This window comes from Synechococcus sp. R50.1 (assembly GCF_047462115.1).
Classification (GTDB): domain Bacteria; phylum Cyanobacteriota; class Cyanobacteriia; order Thermostichales; family Thermostichaceae; genus Thermostichus.
Genome location: NZ_JANSIN010000008.1, coordinates 50653 through 69719 on the forward strand (window position 1 = coordinate 50653; position 19067 = coordinate 69719).

A 19067-nucleotide genomic window follows, 5' to 3' on the forward strand; every position below is an offset into this window, starting at 1 on the left:
TTGAAGTTAACAAGATTCAAGCCGAATATCAGGCCGGCTCCGCCAGATTGATCGTCGGGTTGCGGTCGAAGAAGCCCCAAGGTATCAGCTTAAAGCCCGTTCTGTGTACAGGCATCACCGGCCAATCCTCTGGGCGCGGCACATGGGAAACGCCCAAGGAATACCAAACCACCAGATCCTCCCCTTCTAGAGGTTGGTCGTCGCTCACCCACTTCGGCAATCCTTCTCCAGGCCCGCTTTGGTTGGGATAAGGGCCAGCAGCATACAGTTCGCCGGGCTGGTAGTGGGTAGCCCAGAAGTGGTGGGTGGCAAATCCGGCCCGCTCCCGCACGTTGGATCCCTCGACCGGCAGGAACATGGCATTGGGGCCGGGCATGAGGGCGTAGCCGGTAGGAGCGCCGAGGGCGTTGGTCTTGCTGCTGGAGACGATGACCCACTTACGGCTGCTGGCCATGTTCAAGTCCCGTACGGCCTCTTTTTCGCTGAGCAAATGCTTCTCCTCCATGATGAAGGCGTTGCCTGCCGGGTTGTCGGGGCTTTGGGGCAGGGGCTTGAGGTTCATCTCCATAACGGCATTGTCGGTGCCATCCACATCCATATCCAGCCGGAAGCTGAAGTAGTGCTGGTGGTTGGTACCGCCCACATTGGGTGCCATCAGGGGGGCAAAGGGATCCGCGTCAGCAGTCGTCACAGCATCTGTACCCTTGGCCAAGACGATTCCGGTCAGATCTGCCTGCACTTCAAAGGTGCCATCCTGGTGAAACACCCAGCTAATGCCGTAGTCGTAATTGCCGATGGCGGCGGTCATGGTCATGACCAACTCACGGCTGCGGCGCACATCGTTGCGCTTTGTGTTGTACTCGTAGTGCTTCCAGAGCATGCCGTTATCCCGCTCGTAGAGGCCAATCACCCCCGGCATCACGTAGGGCTCCCCATCGTTGTCGGCAAAGACGGCATCCAGCAACAGGCCGTTCTCCGGTACCTCCTTGCCCAGCTCCATGGTGTTGGCGAGCAAGCCAAAGTTGTATTCCCCCACATCAAAGGCGTTGCGGAAATACCAGGTTTCATCGGGATCCCCGTAGGGCACCACCATCTCCGAGAGGCTCACCCGGTAGAACACAGGCCGTTCTTCTTCTCCCTCTTGGTAGCGAGCAGTGTAGAGCACCAATCCCTCGCGCGGGTGCATCAGGTAGCGGAACTTCCAGCCTTGCCAGGTGATCTCGTTACCCTTGATGTCGTAGCTGGCGCCCTCGGGGTGGGTAATTTTTAGAGGTTTGGGGGCGGGGCGAACGCTGCCCAGAGAAGCGAGGTCGTAGTCAAAGCTCTCTTTGGAGAAGGCCACAAGGGTGTCATCGTCGATCAGCTTTGAGACTTTTCCCGTGTTCAGGTTCACAGTGGCCAAAACCCCTTCAATGGGGGCACCGTAGTAGTTCCAGTTGTCGCCTTTGTAGTAGGAAATGCCGCGACAGAAGCGATTTCCGGACGCTTTTTCCTCTTCGCTCAAGTTGCCCGGCGCCCAACAATCCACAGCCACGCGGTCGAAATCGGTGATCCCCCGCTTGCGCATTGCCTCTTGCCAGCCGGGATCCGCCTTCACCACTTCTGCGGCCAACCCAAACTCGCTGCTCACCATCGCCGGTTGCACACCGGTCACTTCCGTCCAGCTAACCAGCTTGTTTTCCATCAGGTCGACAATGGCTTCGTGGGTGCGGTTGGCCTTCGGTTCGTAAACGATGGCAAAAGCTTCTCGGCGAAAGGGATCCCCTGGCTGAAAGCTGAGCACCTCGGCTTTGTCGGGCTCCCGCAGATCGATCAGCACAAAGGTGGCATCCTCGGCCAAGTTCTCGGCCTTGCGGATAACGCTGGCCGTCATTTTAATTTCCTCGGCAGTCAGGGGATCCAGCGGGTGAGAGGCCTTGGGGGATCCCGGCGAACTGGCGATGGTCAGAGCTACAATACCGACGCCAAATACAACTGTGATAACCAATATCTTTAGCCAACGTGGCCACTGCCGCCCAATGTTCAACATGGATAAACCCCCTTTTGGGTATGCGGATGGGGTGAGGATTGCCGGCCAAGCCCACCCCTCTAAAGTGGCCTCATTCAAGCATATGGACGGGGTTACAAGTGCATCCAACGCTACCAAGTCCGCTGCCGGCCTCTGCCTTATCCCATAAAAAACCCCACGCCAAAGGCATGGGGAGAATGCATGACGGGAATCCGGCTCTCCTACACCCTGAGGTCAAAAAGCCCTGAATAGGTGGCAACAGCCCTCATCCCGCTTCAAACCGGAGTTGTTCGGGATCCACATAATAGCAGCGGGCATTGTCAGCACAGATCAGCGCCCAGCCATTTTGGTCAGCCTCGACCAAAGTATACTCAGACTGGGGGATGAAGTGGCCTTGGTGGTTTCGGGTATCGCTCTTAACCCAAACGGTCTGACGGTTCATCTTAAAGTTCCTCCCATCTGCAGTCAAAGGCGTCAAAAAAGTGAGGTTGGAAAACGGGACTCGATTCAGTGGCTATGGAAGCGGCGGCAGTGCAACACCACTGCAATATAATGAAGTGCAGCCACCGCCGAGCTAAGCATCTCGCGCCAGCCCGGAGTTCAATCTCATCAATCAACTGAGGCCGGGGAAGAGAAGCGACGAGAGCTAACCCCTATCGATAAATGGATCCCATATTGCTATTGGGTACAAGAAGTTTAGCACCAACTCCATGAGAACATCGCTAAGAGTTGTAGATTAAAATAAAAAGCTCTAGATTTTCCTAAAGTCTTGTTGCAAAACCAGGAATAGGGTCACTTAATCTTCTTCAAAGAGCCAGTTGTAAATCTTGCTCAAGTGGGGCCAAGCAGGACGGCGGTTCCCTCCCTCTTGCAGGTTGGATTTGACACCCTCAATCTGCTCGGGATCCCGTGCCAAGATTTGCTTAATGGCCTCCACCTGCTGGCGTACCCCGGTTTTTTTCAGCTCCAGCATGGCTAGGGTCAGATTCACACGGGGCTGGGCATCCACCGGATCCAACTTCACAGCAGTCTGGGCGGCCTTCAGAGCTTTTTCCGCCTGCCCCTCCAGAAGGTAGAGCCAGGACAAGCACGTCCAAGCCGCCGCCGCCTTTGGGGATCCCTTACAGATCGACTCAAAAGAGGGAATTAACGTCTTGGCCGCTTCCCCGGATTCATAGCGCCGAATCCCTTCCTGAAATAATTCTTCAATTTTTTGGCTCATCTCCCTCAATCCAGCACATTAGCTTATTGACAAAATCGACGATCTATGCATGTAAAGTCGCTCTCGCCTGCTCGCTCATCTGTTGTAGCGCACTGCCGCTGGGGAGAGGGATCCCTTCTCCTTCAGCCAGCCAGAGCCAATACTCGATATTGCCGGCAGGGCCAGTGATGGGCGACCACGTGTAGCCTTGCACCTGCCAGCCCTGGGCCACGGCCGAGCGCATCACCGTCTCCAGCACGCGGGCATGGACAACCGGATCCCGTACCACCCCCTTTTTACCCACCTGGTCTCGGCCCGCCTCAAACTGGGGCTTCACCAGCAACAGCGCCTCCCGTGGGAAACGCAACAGGTTCCACAGCGGAGCTAGCACCTTAGTCAGGGAAATAAAAGACAGGTCTACCACCGCCAAATCCGGCCAGCTCTGGGGAGGTGCCTCGCTTCCGTACAGATCCTCCGGCTGCAGATGGCGCAAGTTGGCCCGCTCCTTTAGGATCACCCGCGCATCCGTTCGCAAAGACCAGGCCAGTTGCCCATAGCCCACATCCACTCCGTAGACCCGCTGGGCTCCCCGTTTCAACAAGCAGTCTGTAAAACCTCCTGTGGAAATGCCCGCATCCAAACAAATACGACCCTGCACCTGAACAGGAAAAGTTTGCAGCGCCCCCTGTAGCTTTTCTCCCCCCCGTGAGACAAAAGCAGGCCCAGACTGGACTTGCACCGCTGGATCCCCGCTCACCCAGGTTCCAGGCTTTTCCGCCCGCACCCCATTTAGAAAGACTTCTCCTGCCAAAATGGAGCGTTGCGCTTGCTGGCGTGAGGAAAAATATCCGCGCTCCACCAACCAGCTATCCAGACGCACCCGCTTGGCCATCTCGCCGGTGCCTCACCTTGCATAGATCTTCCCGCCCATTAGAATAGGCGAGCGGGATCCCAACTGACCAGAATTGAGGGATCGCCAACAGCAGATTAGCCGAACCGTCCGCTCACGTACTCTTCCGTTTCCCGATGGGCGGGAGAGTTAAAGATTTTCTCAGTGCGGTTAAACTCCACCAGCCGTCCGTAGCGAAACCCCTCTTCGTCGACTTCAGTGTTGAAGAAGGCGGTAAAGTCGGAGACCCGCGCTGCCTGCTGCATGTTGTGGGTAACGATAATGATCGTGTAGCGACGGCCCAGTTCCTTGAGCAACTCCTCAATGCGCAACGTGGAGATTGGATCCAACGAGGCACAGGGCTCGTCCATCAGGATCACCTCTGGTTGGATGGCCAAGGTGCGGGCAATGCAGAGGCGCTGCTGCTGTCCCCCCGAAAGGGAGAGGCCGCTCGTCTTCAACTTGTCTTTCACCTCGTCCCAGAGGACGGCCTGACGCAATGCGCGCTCTACCAGCTCATCCAAGTCTCCTTGGTAGCCGTTGACCCGTGGCCCAAAGGCAATGTTGTCGTAGATGGACTTCGGGAAGGGGTTGGGCTTTTGGAACACCAGGCCAACTCGCCGCCGCACTTCAGCAGGATCTACATCGGGATCGTAGATGTTTTTCCCGTGAAAAATTACGGATCCGTCTACTCTCGCCCCCGGGATCAGATCGTTCATGCGGTTAAAGCAGCGCAGCAAAGTACTCTTGCCGCAGCCGGAAGGGCCAATAAAAGCAGTGATGTGATTCTTGGGAATCTTCAGAGAAACCTGCTTCACCGCCAAATGAGAGCCGTAGTAAACACTGACTGCTTGCGTTTCCAGCTCAACAGTTAACTTGGCAGACTTCTTAGAGGAATCAGGAGTGCCGGGAAATGGAGGGCGCATGGGAATACCAGAGGTAGACGTTGCTTCAGAACCCAAACTCAAAATCGAAGAATAGTGAGGCAAAAATCTCAGAAGAACCAGATCAGATAGTAATGGTTTCCTGACGACGACTCAGCAGCAGCCGGAAACTGATCGTGGTGATCAAAACCAGAATCACCAAAGCCAAGGCTCCTCCCCAAGCAATTTTCTGCTGGTTCTCGAAGGGAACAATGGCAAAGTTGTAGATCAGCACCGCCAACGAGGCTACTGGCTTCAGCAGACCATCAGGCCATAGAAAGCTGAACAGAGCAGTAAAAATTAGAGGTGCAGTCTCCCCAGCTGCTCGGGCAATGGCCAAGGTCACTCCCGTCAGAACGACCGGCAAAGCAGCTGGCAAAACGACCCGAAACACAGTCTGCACCCGCGAAGCTCCCAAGGCGTAGGCGGCAGCCCGAGTGTCCGCCGGCACCAAGCGCAGAGCCTCCTCGCAGGAGAGGATGATGATCGGCAAAGTCAATACCGATAGAGCTACTCCGCCAGAAAGGGCAGAAAAGGTCTTGGTGGAAAGCACCAGCACCCCATAGGCGAACACGCCAGCGATGATGGAAGGAACCCCCGTCAGCACTTTGATAATGAAACGCAGAGATGATGCTGTAGAACTGTTCTGGCCGAACTCCGAGAGATAGATCGCAGCAAATAGACCAATAGGGAAAGTGATTGTAATGGCAATCGATACCACAATGATCGTTCCCAGCACAGCGTTGCCAAAGCCGCCTACCTGATCGCCAGGAGGAGGAGGAAGCTGGGTTAAGGTCTGCCAATTGAAGCGCTCAATGCCATTGACGAAAACATAGTAAAGGATGGAAGCGAGCACAACAATCGCAAAAATGCTGGAAGCAAAGATCAGGCCTGTCATCACCCAGTCCAGCACGACGCGCTTGGATCTGACTTTGCGTTTGAACAAATTGGCCTGTGCTGCCACTTGTGTCGCCATGTTCCTCTACTCCCGAGAAGCCGTCAAAGCAAACTTGACCTGACGAACCAATAGCTCAGCGATGATGTTGACCACCAGCGTAATGACCAGCAAGATCAAAGCCGCATACATCAGAGCCGAGATCTGCTCGTCGGCTGCTTCTGCAAACTCGCTGGCCAGCAATGCAGGGATGTTGCTGGCAGGGGCCAAAAGCGAGACTCTAATCCCCCGCGCATTGCCAATCAGCATTGCCACCGCCATGGTCTCGCCCAGGGCGCGTCCCAAACCCAGCACCACAGCCCCCAACATACCCCCAATCGCAGCCGGTAGTACCACTCCAAAAATGGCTTCCCATCGCGTAGCCCCCATCGCATAGGCAGCCGCGCGCAGCTCAGGAGGAACAGCCACCAAAACCTCTCTGGCGATGGCCGTGATGATGGGGATGATCATGATCCCCAAGACAACCCCTGCCGTCAGCATCCCCGGCCCAATCGGTGGTGTGCTGAAAATGGGAAGCCAATTGAAGTTCTCGTACAGGAACATCTGAACGGGGCGGAAGAAGGGGATGAAGACAAACAATCCCCAAATGCCGAACACCACACTGGGAATAGCCGCCAACAGCTCAACCACAATGATCAGAGCCAGACGCAAGGACTTCGGAAGAAAATCCTCGCTCAGAAAAATAGAGATGCCAAAGCTAAAAGGAACCCCCACAATCAGAGCGATGAGAGAAGTCACTAGCGTGCCGTAGATCTGTGGCCAGGCCCCATAGATATCCTCGACCGGATCCCAGGTGGTGTTCCAGAAAAAGCTTAGTCCAAACCTGTCTATAGCAGGTAAAGACTGAATGCCGATCTCCAGAGCAATCCAGAGCAGCAGGAAGGCCGAGAAAAACACGGCAATCCGCGTAGCCCAGATAAAAACCTGGTCGCGCCGGCGCTGGAAAACCGGCCGAGGCCGAAACATAGAACTGCTGTCAGAAAAAAAGGTATTCATCCGCCTGAAGCCAGAAGTGGTTGGTAAGAGTTTTTACGGGGTAATGCCTTCCAGCGCAGCCAGAGCTTTTTGCCGCGTTTCTTCCGGCAGAGGGACATATCCCAACTGCTCAGCGAAAGCCTGCCCCTCAGTGAGGCCGTAGCGGAGAAACTCTCTAACGGCCTTGGAAGTCTCGGCTTTGGGGTAAACCTTGTAGGCAAGGATCCAGGTGTAGCCCGCAATAGGGTAAGAGTCTTCCCCACTAGGATCCGGATCGACCCCCAGCAAACGCTCGTCGAGCTGAATTCTGGCCAGCGCCGCTTTCTCCGTCTCGACGTTGGGAGTTACAAACTTGCCTGCCCGGTTTTCCAGACGGGCAATGTTCAGGTTGTTGAGCTTGGCAAAGCCGAATTCCACGTAGCCAATCGAGCCAGGAATTTGCTTGATCTGCTCGGAAACCCCTTCGTTCCCACGCGCCCCTACGCCGGTTGGCCAGTTTACCGAAGAGCCGCGACCCACCTTTTGCTTCCACTCTGGGCTAATAGCGTTGAGGTGAGTGGTGAAGATATCGGTGGTACCACTTCCATCAGAGCGATGCACGACGGTAATCGGCAAATCCGGGAAAGTCACCCCTGGGTTAAGGCCAGCCAGCAGGGGATCGTTCCAGTTCTTGATCTTGCCCAGGAAGATATTCGCCAGTGCCAGGCGGGAAAGGCGGATTTCGGGGCCCACCCCAGGAATGTTGTACGCTGCAACTAACGCTCCGCCCACCATGGGTACAGAAACCATCCCTTTGGGAGGGTTAGCCTCATTCTCAATTTGGTTGATCTCTTCAGGACGGGGCACGCTGTCACTGGCACCGAAATCGACCGTGCGGGCTACAAACTGCCGACGACCCGCACCGCTTCCTACAGACTGATAGTTGACCTGGATGTTAGGGTTTTTCTTGCCAAACTCTTGGGCCCAAGTTTGATAGATGGGGGCCGGGAAGGTCGCCCCAGCGCCATTGATGGTGATGGTCTGCCGAGCAAACACCCGCTGCCAATTCGTCTGACTGGCCGCAAAGCCGGCAACAGTGGCAGATAGAAACTTCAGGAAAGAACGACGCTCCAAGGGGTGCAACGTCACCATACAGATCTCCTCTCCCAGATGAAGATAAAATCCTAGCCCAGATCTAAAAAAGGCTACTTCACTCGAGAACCTTACCCAACCCAATCAAAACTCGTCGGGCTGGGTATGCCACTACCGCCTGGAAGCTTGGAGGCAACCCTCAAGCTAACCCTGCGATCCTCAACAAGCCTTCAACCAATAGCAACATCCCAGGGATCCCTTTGAGCACGCAGGGTTCCCTCGGGAACGCTCCATTGAAGACTTCGCCAGTCCGCGCAGCTACTATAACGTAAAGGCCAGTTGTTTTTGGTTAAAACGAGGCTAAGCCCAGGTTATCTCTAGGGATATCCGCCAAATGTTGCAAACCCCTCAAGGGATCCCCTTTGGTGTCAGCCACTCTATACCCTCTGCTAAGTATTTCCTGAAACAAATAACCTTCCGCATTTTTGGTTTAGAAACAAGGTGGCTTCTTGTCTTCCTACCGGGGTTGCGAGCGGCAAGAGAGCTTCATCGGCAATGAGCTCCGAGAAGGGATCCCTCATGCCAAAGGGCTGAGGCGTAGGGGGCAGCTTGCTTTGGAGTTTATAGTCGTTTCAGGCTAGGGTGAGACGCCTGGGCTACTGAGAAAAGCCTTCTTCCCCCGTACATTATTGCTCCGTAACGCTGACGCGACGGCGCGACCAACGTTCTAGGTGGGGGTGCAGTGTCCTGGTTTGAATCGAAATGACCATAAGCTGACAATGGCTCTACTGAGCCTCTAGAATGGAGGGCTGTCGAGAAAAGAAGTGTCTTCCCAATGTCGAAACGTAACATGCAGGTTGTGCTGCGCCAGGCGATCCCAGGGCTGGGCAAGCCCGGAGAGATTGTCAACGTCAAGCCCGGCTATGCTCGCAACTACCTCTTCCCGCGGCAGATGGCGGTGCGGGTTACCCCTGGCATACTGAAGGAGCAGCAAATGCGCTTGGAGCAAGAAGCGGCTCGCAAGTTGGCGGAAAAGCAACAGGCGGAAAACTACAAGACTGCTCTGGAGACCATCGGTCGCTTTGTCATCCGTAAGAAAGTGGGAGAACACGACCTCCTATTTGGGCAGGTGACCACCAGCGATATTGCTGAGGTGGTGCTGGCTACCAGCGGTCTAGATATCGACCGCCGCAACATTCTCCTCAACGAGGAAATCAAAAAAACCGGGGTTTATCCCGTGCAGGTAAAGTTACACCCCGAAGTTACCGCTACGCTGCGCATTCAGGTTACTCCCGAATGAGGACTCACCTTCGAGGATCCCTGAGTTCCCGTGAGGGATCCCGGGGTGAGTAGGGTTTTTGCCTTAGGCAACAAGCGGGTATGCTCAGCCTAGAGCTTGACCCGCCTGACGATTGGAGCTGACTGGCTGAGAGGCCGGTTGCCCTAGGGCTGGGTTGATTTTCCTACTCCTGGCTTGTGGTGATCAGCGATTACGACTTAACGGGTGGGGATCGGCTTCCTCCTCAAAACATTGAAGCCGAGGAGGAAATCCTGGGGGGCATTCTCCTCGATCCGGATGCGTTGGTGCGGGTCGCGGAGTTTCTGCGTCCAGAGATGTTCTATATCTCTGCCCACCAAGAGATTTACCGGGCTGCTCTCCAACTGCACAGCCAAGGGCAGCCCACTGACCTGATGACTGTGTCTGCCTGGTTGGCGGATCATCATCTTCTGGAGCGGGTGGGAGGAACAGGGGCGATTCGTCGCCTGCTAGAGCAAACCGTCAGCAGCGTCAACATCGACCAGTATGCTCGCCTGGTGATGGATAAATACATGCGCCGCCAGTTGATCCAGGTGAGCAACACCCTGGCTCGTTTGGCCTACGATACCAGTCAGCCCCTGTCTCAGGTGATGGATCAAGCCGAGCAGCAGGTGTTTGGCCTCACCCAAGAGCGAGTGCAGCGTAGCCTCATCCCGGCTTCTGAGGTTTTGGTCAATATCTTCTCGGACTTGGAAGAGAAGTTCCAAAGCGGGGCACAGCTTCCGGGGATCCCGACCAAATTCATCGACCTGGATAACCTGACTCAGGGCTTGCAGCGATCCGACTTGTTGATCCTGGCCGGTCGTCCCTCGATGGGGAAAACCAGTCTTGCCCTCAACATTGCCCAAAATGTGGCTGCCTATGCCAAGCAGCCGGTCGCTATCTTTAGCCTGGAAATGTCGAGGGAGCAACTGGTGCAGCGGCTTTTGGCCAGCGAAGCCCGCATCGACAGCAGCCGTCTGCGTTCTGGGCGCATCAGCGAACACGAGTGGCAGCGCCTGGGACAAGCCATTGGTTTTTTATCGCAATTGCCCCTGTTCATCGACGATACCCCCGACTGTACCGTTACAGAAATTCGCTCCAAAGCGCGGCGTTTGCAGGCGGAACAGGGGGGAACGTTGGGGATGGTGTTGATCGACTACCTACAACTGATGCAGGGATCCGCTGCTGACAACCGGGTGCAGGAGCTGTCGCGCATTACCCGTGGCCTCAAGGCCATGGCCAAGGAGCTGATGGTGCCGGTGCTGGTGCTGTCTCAGCTCAGTCGGGCTGTCGAGTCGCGCTCCGATAAGCGCCCGCAACTGGCAGACCTGCGGGAATCGGGCTGTCTGGCCGGGGATACGCAGGTGATGGATGTGGATCGCGGCAAGATCTGGCGGCTGGATCAACTGGCGGCCCTGCCGGCTGCGGCGGAACTGCCCCGCCTGCTCAGCTTGAACGGGCGCGGGCGCTTGGTGCCCCAACAGCCTGTGAAGGTGTTTTGCAGTGGTCGGCAGCCCACCTGTGTTCTGAAGACCCGCCTCAACTTTTCCATTCGCGCCACCGGCAACCATCCCTTCTTGACCCCAGACGGCTGGAAAACCCTCGACGAGCTGCAATTGGAGGAAGAGGTGGCAGTGGTGGTGCAGGAGGGGCTGATCTGGGATCCGGTGGTGCTCATCAGCGAGCCGGGGGAGCCTCAGCCGGTTTACGACATCGAGATGCCCCGCCACCACAACTTTGTGGCCAACGGGCTGCTGGTACACAACAGCATCGAGCAGGATGCCGATCTGGTGATGATGATCTACCGCCCCGAGTATTACGATCCCAACACCAGCGATCGCGGCATTGCCGAGGTCATCATTGCCAAACATCGCAACGGCCCCACCGGCACTGTGCGCCTGCTGTTCGAAAGCCAGTACACCCAGTTTCGCAACCTGGCAGATCCCAACCGCTGAGCAATCGATGCCGAAGAGGGATCCGGAGCTGCTGCCTTGGGAACAACCCCGCAAGGTGTTAGCTTAGGATCGCTGCGGGCCAAAGCGTTGCTCTTGAGCCGGCTACCCTCTCTCCTAATGCTCAAAACGATATGTTTAAAAACGTGTTAATTGCCACCGACCGCCGAGATGGCCTGCAGCGTTTTGGCAAGTGTCTAGAAGATCTGCACAGCAATGGCATCGAGCGCGTCACCTTCGTCCGCAGCGTAGATTGGCAAGAGGACGACATCGGCATTCCCGACGACATTACCCCCGAAATCCAGGCAGAGCAGGCCCAGTTGCAGAAGCTGCTGAACCCGATCCCGGCGGGGTTGGAAGTCAAGGCTCTGGTGCAGGTGGGCAAGCCGGCAGAGGCGATCTTAAAAGGGATCCAAGCCTACGGCTGCGATCTGTTAATCACAGGCATGGGCACCCACAATCTGCTCGCCGAAAAATTGTTCGGCAGCACCACCATGGCGCTGTTGCCGAAGCTGAAAATCCCCCTACTGGTGATGCGCCCCCAGCTGCTGGCTACCTTTACCCTGGAAGAATTGCGCTTGCGCAGCCGCCACCTGTTTCGCTGCCTCTTGGTGCCCTTTGACTTTGAGCAGCCGCGTCAGCAGTTGCTGAACCATCTCGGCCACCTGCTGCCCGGTACTTCCCAGTGCCAGACGCTTACCCTGCTCTACGTGGTGGATCCCAGCGCCCGCCGCAACCAAGGAACTCCGGTGGAGGTGCTCCAACGCAAAGCCGAGGCTGACCTGGCCCAGGTGCTTGAACCCCTGAGCGAGCAGGTGAAGCCCGTACAGCTGCGCACCCTGGTGCGGGTGGGATCCCCTCTCAAAGAGATCCTGGCCACCGCCGCCGATGAAGACATGACGGCCATTGCCACTGCCTCCCCCCATGTGGGCAGCTTTTGGGAGTGGTCGGTTCGCAGCCTCACCGGCGAGATTTTGCGGCAAAGTTGGCATCCGGTGTTGTTTTTCCCGCGCGGGTCTTTGGCCCAATAAATCCAGGCAAGATCCAAGCCGAGTGTTGCAGATTGAACTCACCTTCCATGAACCCCCCTTCCACGACAGCGCTGCAGGATCTGTTTCGGGCGGTGGCCCAAGGGAAGCTCACCCCAGAGCAAGCCCTGCAGGCCTATCGCTTTCTGCCCTTCGAGCCGGTGGGAGATTTCGCCCATGTGGATCACCACCGTCCCTTGCGCACGGGCTTTCCCGAAGCCGTGTGGGGGCCGGGCAAGACCCCAGATCAGATTGCCCAGATCCTGGAGCAACTCCACCAGCGGGGATCCCTGGCCTTGGCCACCCGCATCGAAGCCCAGGTGTATGCCGAGATCCGCAGCCGCTTGCCCCAGGCCCAGTATTCCGAGTTGGCCCGCTTGTGTTGGATCCCGTCCCAGCAGGTGGTCAGCCATCCTGGACAGGTCAGCGTGATCTCCGCCGGCACTGCCGACTTACCGGTGGCAGAAGAAGCCGCCCTCACGCTGGAGCTTTCCGGATTTCAGGTGAAGCGCCTCTGGGATGTGGGGGTGGCCGGGATCCATCGGCTGCTGCACAACTGGGCGGCCCTGCAAGCGGACGTGCTGATCGTGGTGGCGGGCATGGAGGGGGCCTTGGCCAGTGTGGTGGCGGGTCTGGCGGATTGTCCGGTGATCGCTGTGCCCACCAGCATTGGCTACGGGGCCAGCTTTCAAGGCTTGGCTGCCCTGCTCACTATGCTCAACTCTTGCGCGGCGGGGGTGGGAGTGCTGAACATCGATAACGGTTTCGGGGCGGCGATTCTGGCAGGCCAGATCCTGCGTTGCGGACAACGGCTGGCAGCTCGATTGAGTTCATGCGGCCCCACTGGAGATCCAACAGGGAATCGACAGATTTCGGAAGGTTAAGAATTGTAAATAGATCCTGAGCCAAACAGGCTATACTCAGGCCATAGTTTAGGCTTGGGCTTTCTCTTTCCCATCCTTCGGGAGTTTGAGGGTGTTGCCTCTGGTCACCTAACTGGGTTCATGCCTTTTTCTGGGGTACCTTTATCCGAAGATGGGGAGGGTTCCTACGCTGGTTAACTGCTGTGTTGGACTGACTGGGGCGGACAAAACGCGCGAATATGCTAATTGATGCAACACTTGTCAAAAATGCAACAGATGCGATGGGAGCGACCTTGATCCTGGCGCAAGGGATGACTCAGTCCTTCACCTGGACAGATATTTTCTTGGTAGTGGCTTTGGTGTTTTTGGAGGCCGCCCTCTCTGCGGACAACGCCGTTGCCCTAGCAGCTCTGGTGAAGCATCTGCCCACCCCCCAGCAGCAGAATCGGGCCTTGCGCTGGGGCATCATCGGCGCTTACAGCTTTCGCATTGCCATTGTCTTCGCGGCAGTTTGGTTGGTGGAGTATCCGCCCGCCCAATTCTTGGGGGCCTGTTATCTGCTCTGGCTAGCCTGGCAGCACTTTCGGGGCGAGGAAGAAGGCCAAGAACAGGACATCACCCGCCACGCCAATTTTTGGCAGACCCTGGTGATGGTGGAACTGACGGATCTGGTTTTTTCTTTCGACAGCATCGCCGCTTCGGTGGGCGTCTCCCGCAAGGCTTGGGTAATCATCCTCGGCGGCATTCTCGGCATTACCCTGATGCGCTACATGGCTTCTCTGTTTTTGCGTTGGTTGGACGAGTTCTCTCACCTGGAAGACGCCGCTTTTGCCATCATCGCCTTGGTGGGGAGCACCATGTTGTTGGAGGTGTTTTTCCCCCAAATCGAGATCCCGGAGTGGGGGATGGTGGTGGCTGTGATCCCCCTATTTGTCTGGGGTTTCTCGCGGCGCGTGAAACTCAATTCGGAGCAGGATGAACAGCCGGAGCTGGCTGACGGAGAGAAGAGGGAAGAGAAAAGAGCAGGGGTTACAGACGAGATGGAGATCGTCCCCTCCGGTTGGGTGACTGCCCTTGAGGAAGACCTCGCCCCTGAGCCCCAGAGCAGAGAGAATGGAGAGGAGAGGTACGGCTTGGGCCTATCGCCAGGGATCCCTGATCTGCCTTGATGGGGCTGTGGGCTGCTTCATTGCCTTGGCCCCTGCCGACTCCTAAACTAGCAGTGAAGCCGACTCAAGGAGGGAAGCATCCTGAGCGCCCAGTTTTGCTTGAAATCATTGGTCAAGTGCTTCAGAAGCAGCATAGACAGCCCAAAGGAGCAGCAGGCCGCGGAAAATAGGCTCCAGCCTTTGGCGAGGGCGGAGGTTCTGAGCATGCCAGCAGTGCAGAGCACTGCCCCCTTGGTGGAGCTGCGCCAAGTTTCCAAGCGCTTCGGCTCGACGGTGGTGCTTGACCACGTGGATCTGAAGGTGTACCGGGGTGAGGCCCTGGGTCTGGTGGGGCCTTCGGGCACCGGGAAATCGACGCTGCTGCGCATCATTGCCGGCCTAACGGAGCCAGACGCTGGAGAAGTGCTCTGGTGCGGGATCCCGCTCTCGGAGATTCAAGCCCATCATGCAACTCCCCCTTTGCGAGTAGGGATGGTGTTTCAGCAGGCCGCCCTCTTCGACTCCCTGACGGTGGAAGAAAACGTGGGGTTTTTGCTCTACGAGCACTCGCAGTTGCCCCGCTCCCGTATTCAGGAATTGGTGGCCGCCAAGCTGGAGGCGGTGGGACTGGCGGGCAAAGAGCACAACCTGCCAGAAGAACTCTCGGGGGGGATGCGCAAACGGGCCAGCTTCGCCCGCGCCATTATGGAGGATCCTTCTCTGCCCCAGGATGAGCCCCAATTGCTGCTGTACGACGAGCCCACAGCGGGCTTGGATCCCATTGCCTCCACGGTAATTGAAGATCTCATCCGGGAGCTGCAGCAGGTGAAAAAAGCCTGTGAGAGCTACATTGTGGTGACCCACCAGCACAGCACCATTTACCGCGCCACCGACCGCATTGTCCTGTTGGCTCAGGGGCGGGTGCAGTGGGAGGGATCCGTGCAGCAGATCGAAACGTGCGATAACCCCTTTGTGCGGCAGTTTTTCAGCGGTAGCGTAGAAGGGCCGATTCAAGTGGCGGGGCAGGTGTGATGCGTTCGCGAGCAGTGCGAGAAGGGGCAGTGGGCCTGTTGATCCTGGCGGGGGCGCTGGGCTTTGCCGGCCTGTTTTTGTGGATCTACAACCTGCGCTTTGGCAGGCGCGGCTTTCAATTTACCGTCACCTATACCAACGTGGTCGGCCTGACAGAGGGATCCAGCGTGCGGCTGCGGGGGGTAACCATAGGTCGAGTGGAGCGGATTGTGCCTCAACCCAGCCAAGTAGAAGTACAGGTGACCATTGATCAGCCCCTAGTCATCCCCCGCGATTCCCTGTTTCTTACCAAACAGACGGGGTTGGTGGGGGAAACGGTGATGGACATCCTGCCCCAGGGGAGGGGTCAGGCGGCAACGGGATCCCCTCTGGCAGCGGATTGCGACAGCAGTCAAATCATCTGCGATGGGGATGTGGTGGAGGGCAAACCTGGAGTGGATTTTGGCCAGTTATTGATCCGGCTGGATCAGTTGCTCACACGGATCAACGACGATGAGCTCTTCGACACCCTTAACACCACTCTGGAGGGGCTCACCCGCGTTGCCAATAGCGTGGCCGATCTCTCAAAAACCGTGGAAGAGCGAGTAGCTGCCCTGCGCACCGAAGATCTGGACTTGTCGCAATTCACGACCGCTGCCACGGCCATCCAAGACGCGGCTGGGGCTGTGAGGGAAACTGCCCGCAGTTTTCAAGCGGCTGCCGATCAATTCACCGCCCTGGTGGATCAAAACCGCACTTCCCTTAACGCCGCCCTGGAGAACATTCAGCAGGTGAGCGCCGATCTCCAGGCCATGTCGAGCGCGGTGCGCCCGCTGGTTACCGATCCGCAACTCCAGGCCGATGTGCGCCAGATCCTGGCCGAGGTGCGAGCGGCTGCGGAGAACGTGGCCCAAGCCACCGAAGATCTGCGGCAGATTGCCGCCAACCTCAACGATCCGGGCACCCTGGCCACGCTGCGCCAAACCCTCGATTCCGCCCGCATCACCTTTCAAAACATGCAAAAGATCACCGCCGACATCGACGAGCTGACCGGGGATCCCCAGTTTCGCCGCGGCATTCGAGAGTTGGTATTGGGGCTGAGCAACTTGGTCTCCAGCGTGCCCGGAGAAGATGGGATCCAGCCCGCGGTGGCCGAAGGGTATCACTTTCGTTTTGCGCCCGTCTCTTTTGCCCAGGGAGTTGCCCCTGGATCCCAAGGATGGCAGCCGCAGACTTCCCCATAAATTGGCAACCCGCTGAGGTGAACAACGTCGGCCAAAGCCGTTGAAGGGATCCCCAACCTGGGGTAGGCTTTGCGGATAAGGTGTTGCCTGTATTGCTACGCAACGCTGATGCGACTGAGGTTGAGGTGTGAGGAATGTGTGGCATTGTCGGCTACGTGGGTTTTCAGTGGGCTGCCCCCATCCTGTTGGAGGGCCTGCGCACCTTGGAGTATCGGGGCTATGATTCTGCCGGCATCGCCACGGTGGATCCCGAAGAGGGATTGAGGATTGTTCGCGCCACCGGCAAGCTGCACAACCTGCTGGTGAAGCTCACCGCCAACATGCCCACCGCCAAGGTAGGGATCGGACATACCCGCTGGGCCACCCACGGCGGCGTGACCGAAGAAAATGCCCACCCCCAGTGCGACGAGCGCGGGCGCATTGTGGTGATCCAAAACGGCATTGTGGAAAACTACCTGGAGCTGAAGGAGCGCCTCTTGGAGCGGGGGATCCCATTCCGCTCCCAAACCGATACGGAAGTGATCGCCCAACTGCTCGGCCTCTATACAGAAGAGCTGGGCTCCTTTGAGGCGGCCTTTGGCCAGGTCATGGGGCAACTGCGGGGGGGAAACGCCGTGGTGGCTCTGGATCGGGAGGCGCCGGATCGGCTGATCGCAGCCCGTTTGGGCAATGCTGGAGCCGTGGTGGTGGGAGAGGGAGAAGGAGAAAACTTCGTCGCCTCCGATCTGCCTGCCATTGTCCGCCATACCCGCAAGGTGGTGTTCTTAGAAGATGGGGAAATGGCGGTTCTCACGGAGTCTCAAGTGCGCTACTTGCGCATTACCGGCGAGGAGCTGCGCAAATCCAGCATCACCGTGGCCTGGGATCCCGTCTCAGCCGCCAAGGGAGGCTACAAGCACTTCATGCAAAAGGAGATCTTTGAGCAGCCCCGCACCACCACCGATACGCTACGGGGGCGGGTGGATCTGGAACAGGGCCGGGTGACACTGGAGGGGCTAGCGCTTTCTGAGGGGCAACTGGCCCACATTGAGCACATCCACGCCGTAGCCTGTGGTACTGCCTGGCACGCCTGCTGGGTGCTCAAGTACTTCATCGAGAGCTTGGCCCGTACCCCCGTGGAGGTGGACTATGCCTCTGAGTTTCGCTACCGCCAGCCGGTGTTGCGCCCCAACCACCTGTTGCTGGCTCTAACCCAGTCGGGAGAAACCGTCGATACGCTGGCAGCCATGAGCGAGGCCCGCACCCAAGGGATCCCGACTCTGGCGATTGTCAACGCCATCGGATCCCAGGCCAGCCGTCTGGCGGATGCCGGGGTTCTCTACATCCATGCCGGTCCGGAGATTGCCGTGGCTTCCACCAAAGTGTTTACTGGCATGTTGGTGGCGGGGTATTTGCTGGCCCTGCAACTGGCCCAAGCCAAAGGGATCCTCAGCCCGGCCCAGATCCAAGCCCACCTGCAAGCCTTGATTGAGCTGCCGGGCAAGATCAGCCTGATGCTGAAGGACGCCGCCCTCTACGACCAACTGGCGGAGCAGTACCATCATGTTGCCAACATGCTCTACCTGGGCCGCTGGGTTAACGCCCCGATTGCCTTGGAAGGAGCCTTGAAGATGAAAGAGGTGAGCTATATCCACGCCGAAGGCTACCCGGCAGGCGAGATGAAGCATGGCCCTATTGCCCTCATCGACGAGCGGGTGCCGGTGGTGTGCATTGCCACCCGGGATCCCGTCTACGAAAAAATGCTCTCCAACATCGAACAGGTGCGGGCGCGGGGGGGACGGGTGATCGCCCTCATCAACCCCGAAGACACCCAGGTGCGGGAGAAAGCCGACCACATCATCGAGGTGCCCAGCACGACACCCCTGTTGTCGGCGGTTCTGAACGTGATCCCCCTGCAGTTGTTCGCCTACGCCATGGCTTTGCGCCGCGGAGCCGATGTGGATCAGCCGCGCAACTTGGCTAAGTCGGTAACAGTGGAGTAACGGCTGTCGCTCTTGCCACCGCCGGCCCCTGGTTTTTGCAAAATCGGGCAGATCACCTCTTTTTCATCAGCAGCCGCAGGGGGGATCTGCCAATCGGAGAGGAGACCTTGAATTTGGCTTTTCAGCGCTTGCAGATCGGCAATTCGCTGTTCAATCTCCTGCAGCTTGCCTTGCAGATGCTGGCGAATTTCTGGACAAGGCTGCTCCCCTCGGTCGTGGACATCCAGGATTTGGCGGATTTCTTCTAAGCTCAGGCCCAGGCTCTGGCAGCGGCGGATAAAGGCCAGACGAACCAAAACCGAAGGGTCGAACAGCCGATAGCTGGACTCCGCCCGTTCCACCGTTGGCTTCAGCAGGCCTATCGATTCGTAGTAGCGCACCGTGCGTACAGGCAAGCCGGCTGCTAGAGCCACCTGGCCGATCTTCAGGCTAGCAGACAAGTCCTGGACAGCAGCAGGATTCAACATGCCTTCAACTGGATCTTTTGTGGATTCCTCCAGCCTAACAAAGCCAATCT

General features: G+C 57.6%; 16 protein-coding genes. 8 read left to right on the forward strand and 8 right to left on the reverse strand.

The window, feature by feature from the left end; translation table 11 throughout:
- Nucleotides 1–28: 28 nt before the first annotated feature.
- The 7 genes from NW870_RS03895 to pstS form a co-directional block, all read right to left on the reverse strand.
- The gene (locus tag NW870_RS03895; RefSeq protein WP_414355866.1) at nt 29–2029 is read right to left on the reverse strand and encodes a primary-amine oxidase; all 2001 of its coding nucleotides are present in this window, start codon (nt 2027–2029) and stop codon (nt 29–31) included.
- Between the two features lie 775 nt (nt 2030–2804).
- Entirely contained in the window at nt 2805–3230 is a 426-nt protein-coding gene (locus NW870_RS03900) for a hypothetical protein (RefSeq protein WP_011432703.1), read from the reverse strand.
- 43 nt (nt 3231–3273) lie between these two features.
- Entirely contained in the window at nt 3274–4101 is an 828-nt protein-coding gene (locus NW870_RS03905) for a TlyA family RNA methyltransferase (RefSeq protein WP_011432704.1), read from the reverse strand.
- Nucleotides 4102–4196: 95 nt separating this feature from the next.
- Nucleotides 4197–5024 carry a phosphate ABC transporter ATP-binding protein PstB gene (gene pstB / locus NW870_RS03910; protein ID WP_414374001.1) on the reverse strand — a complete coding sequence of 276 codons (828 nt, stop codon included), beginning with the start codon at nt 5022–5024 and terminating at the stop codon, nt 4197–4199.
- Nucleotides 5025–5106: 82 nt separating this feature from the next.
- The gene (gene pstA, locus NW870_RS03915; protein WP_011432706.1) at nt 5107–5997 is read right to left on the reverse strand and encodes a phosphate ABC transporter permease PstA; all 891 of its coding nucleotides are present in this window, start codon (nt 5995–5997) and stop codon (nt 5107–5109) included.
- 6 nt (nt 5998–6003) lie between these two features.
- Nucleotides 6004–6972 (reverse strand): phosphate ABC transporter permease subunit PstC, encoded by a 969-nt coding sequence (gene pstC / locus NW870_RS03920; RefSeq protein WP_414351853.1) that lies wholly within the window; start codon nt 6970–6972, stop codon nt 6004–6006.
- Between the two features lie 33 nt (nt 6973–7005).
- On the reverse strand, nt 7006–8082 hold the full coding sequence (gene pstS / locus NW870_RS03925; protein ID WP_414374003.1) for a phosphate ABC transporter substrate-binding protein PstS: 1077 nt from the start codon (nt 8080–8082) through the stop codon (nt 7006–7008).
- A gap of 775 nt (nt 8083–8857) precedes the next feature.
- Here pstS and rplI point away from each other — a divergent pair.
- From rplI to glmS, 8 genes are all read left to right on the forward strand, one after another.
- Nucleotides 8858–9322: a 50S ribosomal protein L9 gene (gene rplI, locus NW870_RS03930; RefSeq protein ID WP_414374005.1), complete on the forward strand. Its 465-nt coding sequence runs from the start codon at nt 8858–8860 to the stop codon at nt 9320–9322.
- 179 nt (nt 9323–9501) lie between these two features.
- The gene (gene dnaB / locus NW870_RS03935; protein ID WP_414374022.1) at nt 9502–11277 is read left to right on the forward strand and encodes a replicative DNA helicase; all 1776 of its coding nucleotides are present in this window, start codon (nt 9502–9504) and stop codon (nt 11275–11277) included.
- A gap of 131 nt (nt 11278–11408) precedes the next feature.
- On the forward strand, nt 11409–12305 hold the full coding sequence (locus NW870_RS03940) for a universal stress protein (RefSeq protein WP_414374007.1): 897 nt from the start codon (nt 11409–11411) through the stop codon (nt 12303–12305).
- A gap of 47 nt (nt 12306–12352) precedes the next feature.
- Nucleotides 12353–13186: a nickel pincer cofactor biosynthesis protein LarB gene (gene larB, locus NW870_RS03945; protein ID WP_414374008.1), complete on the forward strand. Its 834-nt coding sequence runs from the start codon at nt 12353–12355 to the stop codon at nt 13184–13186.
- A gap of 260 nt (nt 13187–13446) precedes the next feature.
- Nucleotides 13447–14334, forward strand: a complete 888-nt coding sequence (locus NW870_RS03950; RefSeq protein ID WP_414374009.1) for a TerC family protein — start codon at nt 13447–13449, stop codon at nt 14332–14334.
- 204 nt (nt 14335–14538) lie between these two features.
- Nucleotides 14539–15345 (forward strand): ABC transporter ATP-binding protein, encoded by an 807-nt coding sequence (locus tag NW870_RS03955; RefSeq protein ID WP_414329809.1) that lies wholly within the window; start codon nt 14539–14541, stop codon nt 15343–15345.
- Nucleotides 15345–16568 carry an MlaD family protein gene (locus NW870_RS03960; protein ID WP_414374010.1) on the forward strand — a complete coding sequence of 408 codons (1224 nt, stop codon included), beginning with the start codon at nt 15345–15347 and terminating at the stop codon, nt 16566–16568. Before NW870_RS03955 ends, NW870_RS03960 begins: the two co-directional genes overlap by 1 nt.
- 134 nt (nt 16569–16702) lie before the next feature.
- Nucleotides 16703–18550, forward strand: a complete 1848-nt coding sequence (gene glmS, locus NW870_RS03965; RefSeq protein ID WP_414374011.1) for a glutamine--fructose-6-phosphate transaminase (isomerizing) — start codon at nt 16703–16705, stop codon at nt 18548–18550.
- Here glmS and NW870_RS03970 read toward each other — a convergent pair.
- Nucleotides 18511–19017 carry a heavy metal-responsive transcriptional regulator gene (locus NW870_RS03970; RefSeq protein WP_414355852.1) on the reverse strand — a complete coding sequence of 169 codons (507 nt, stop codon included), beginning with the start codon at nt 19015–19017 and terminating at the stop codon, nt 18511–18513. The two genes, glmS and NW870_RS03970, sit on opposite strands and share 40 nt — an antisense overlap.
- Between the last annotated feature and the right edge of the window lie 50 nt (nt 19018–19067).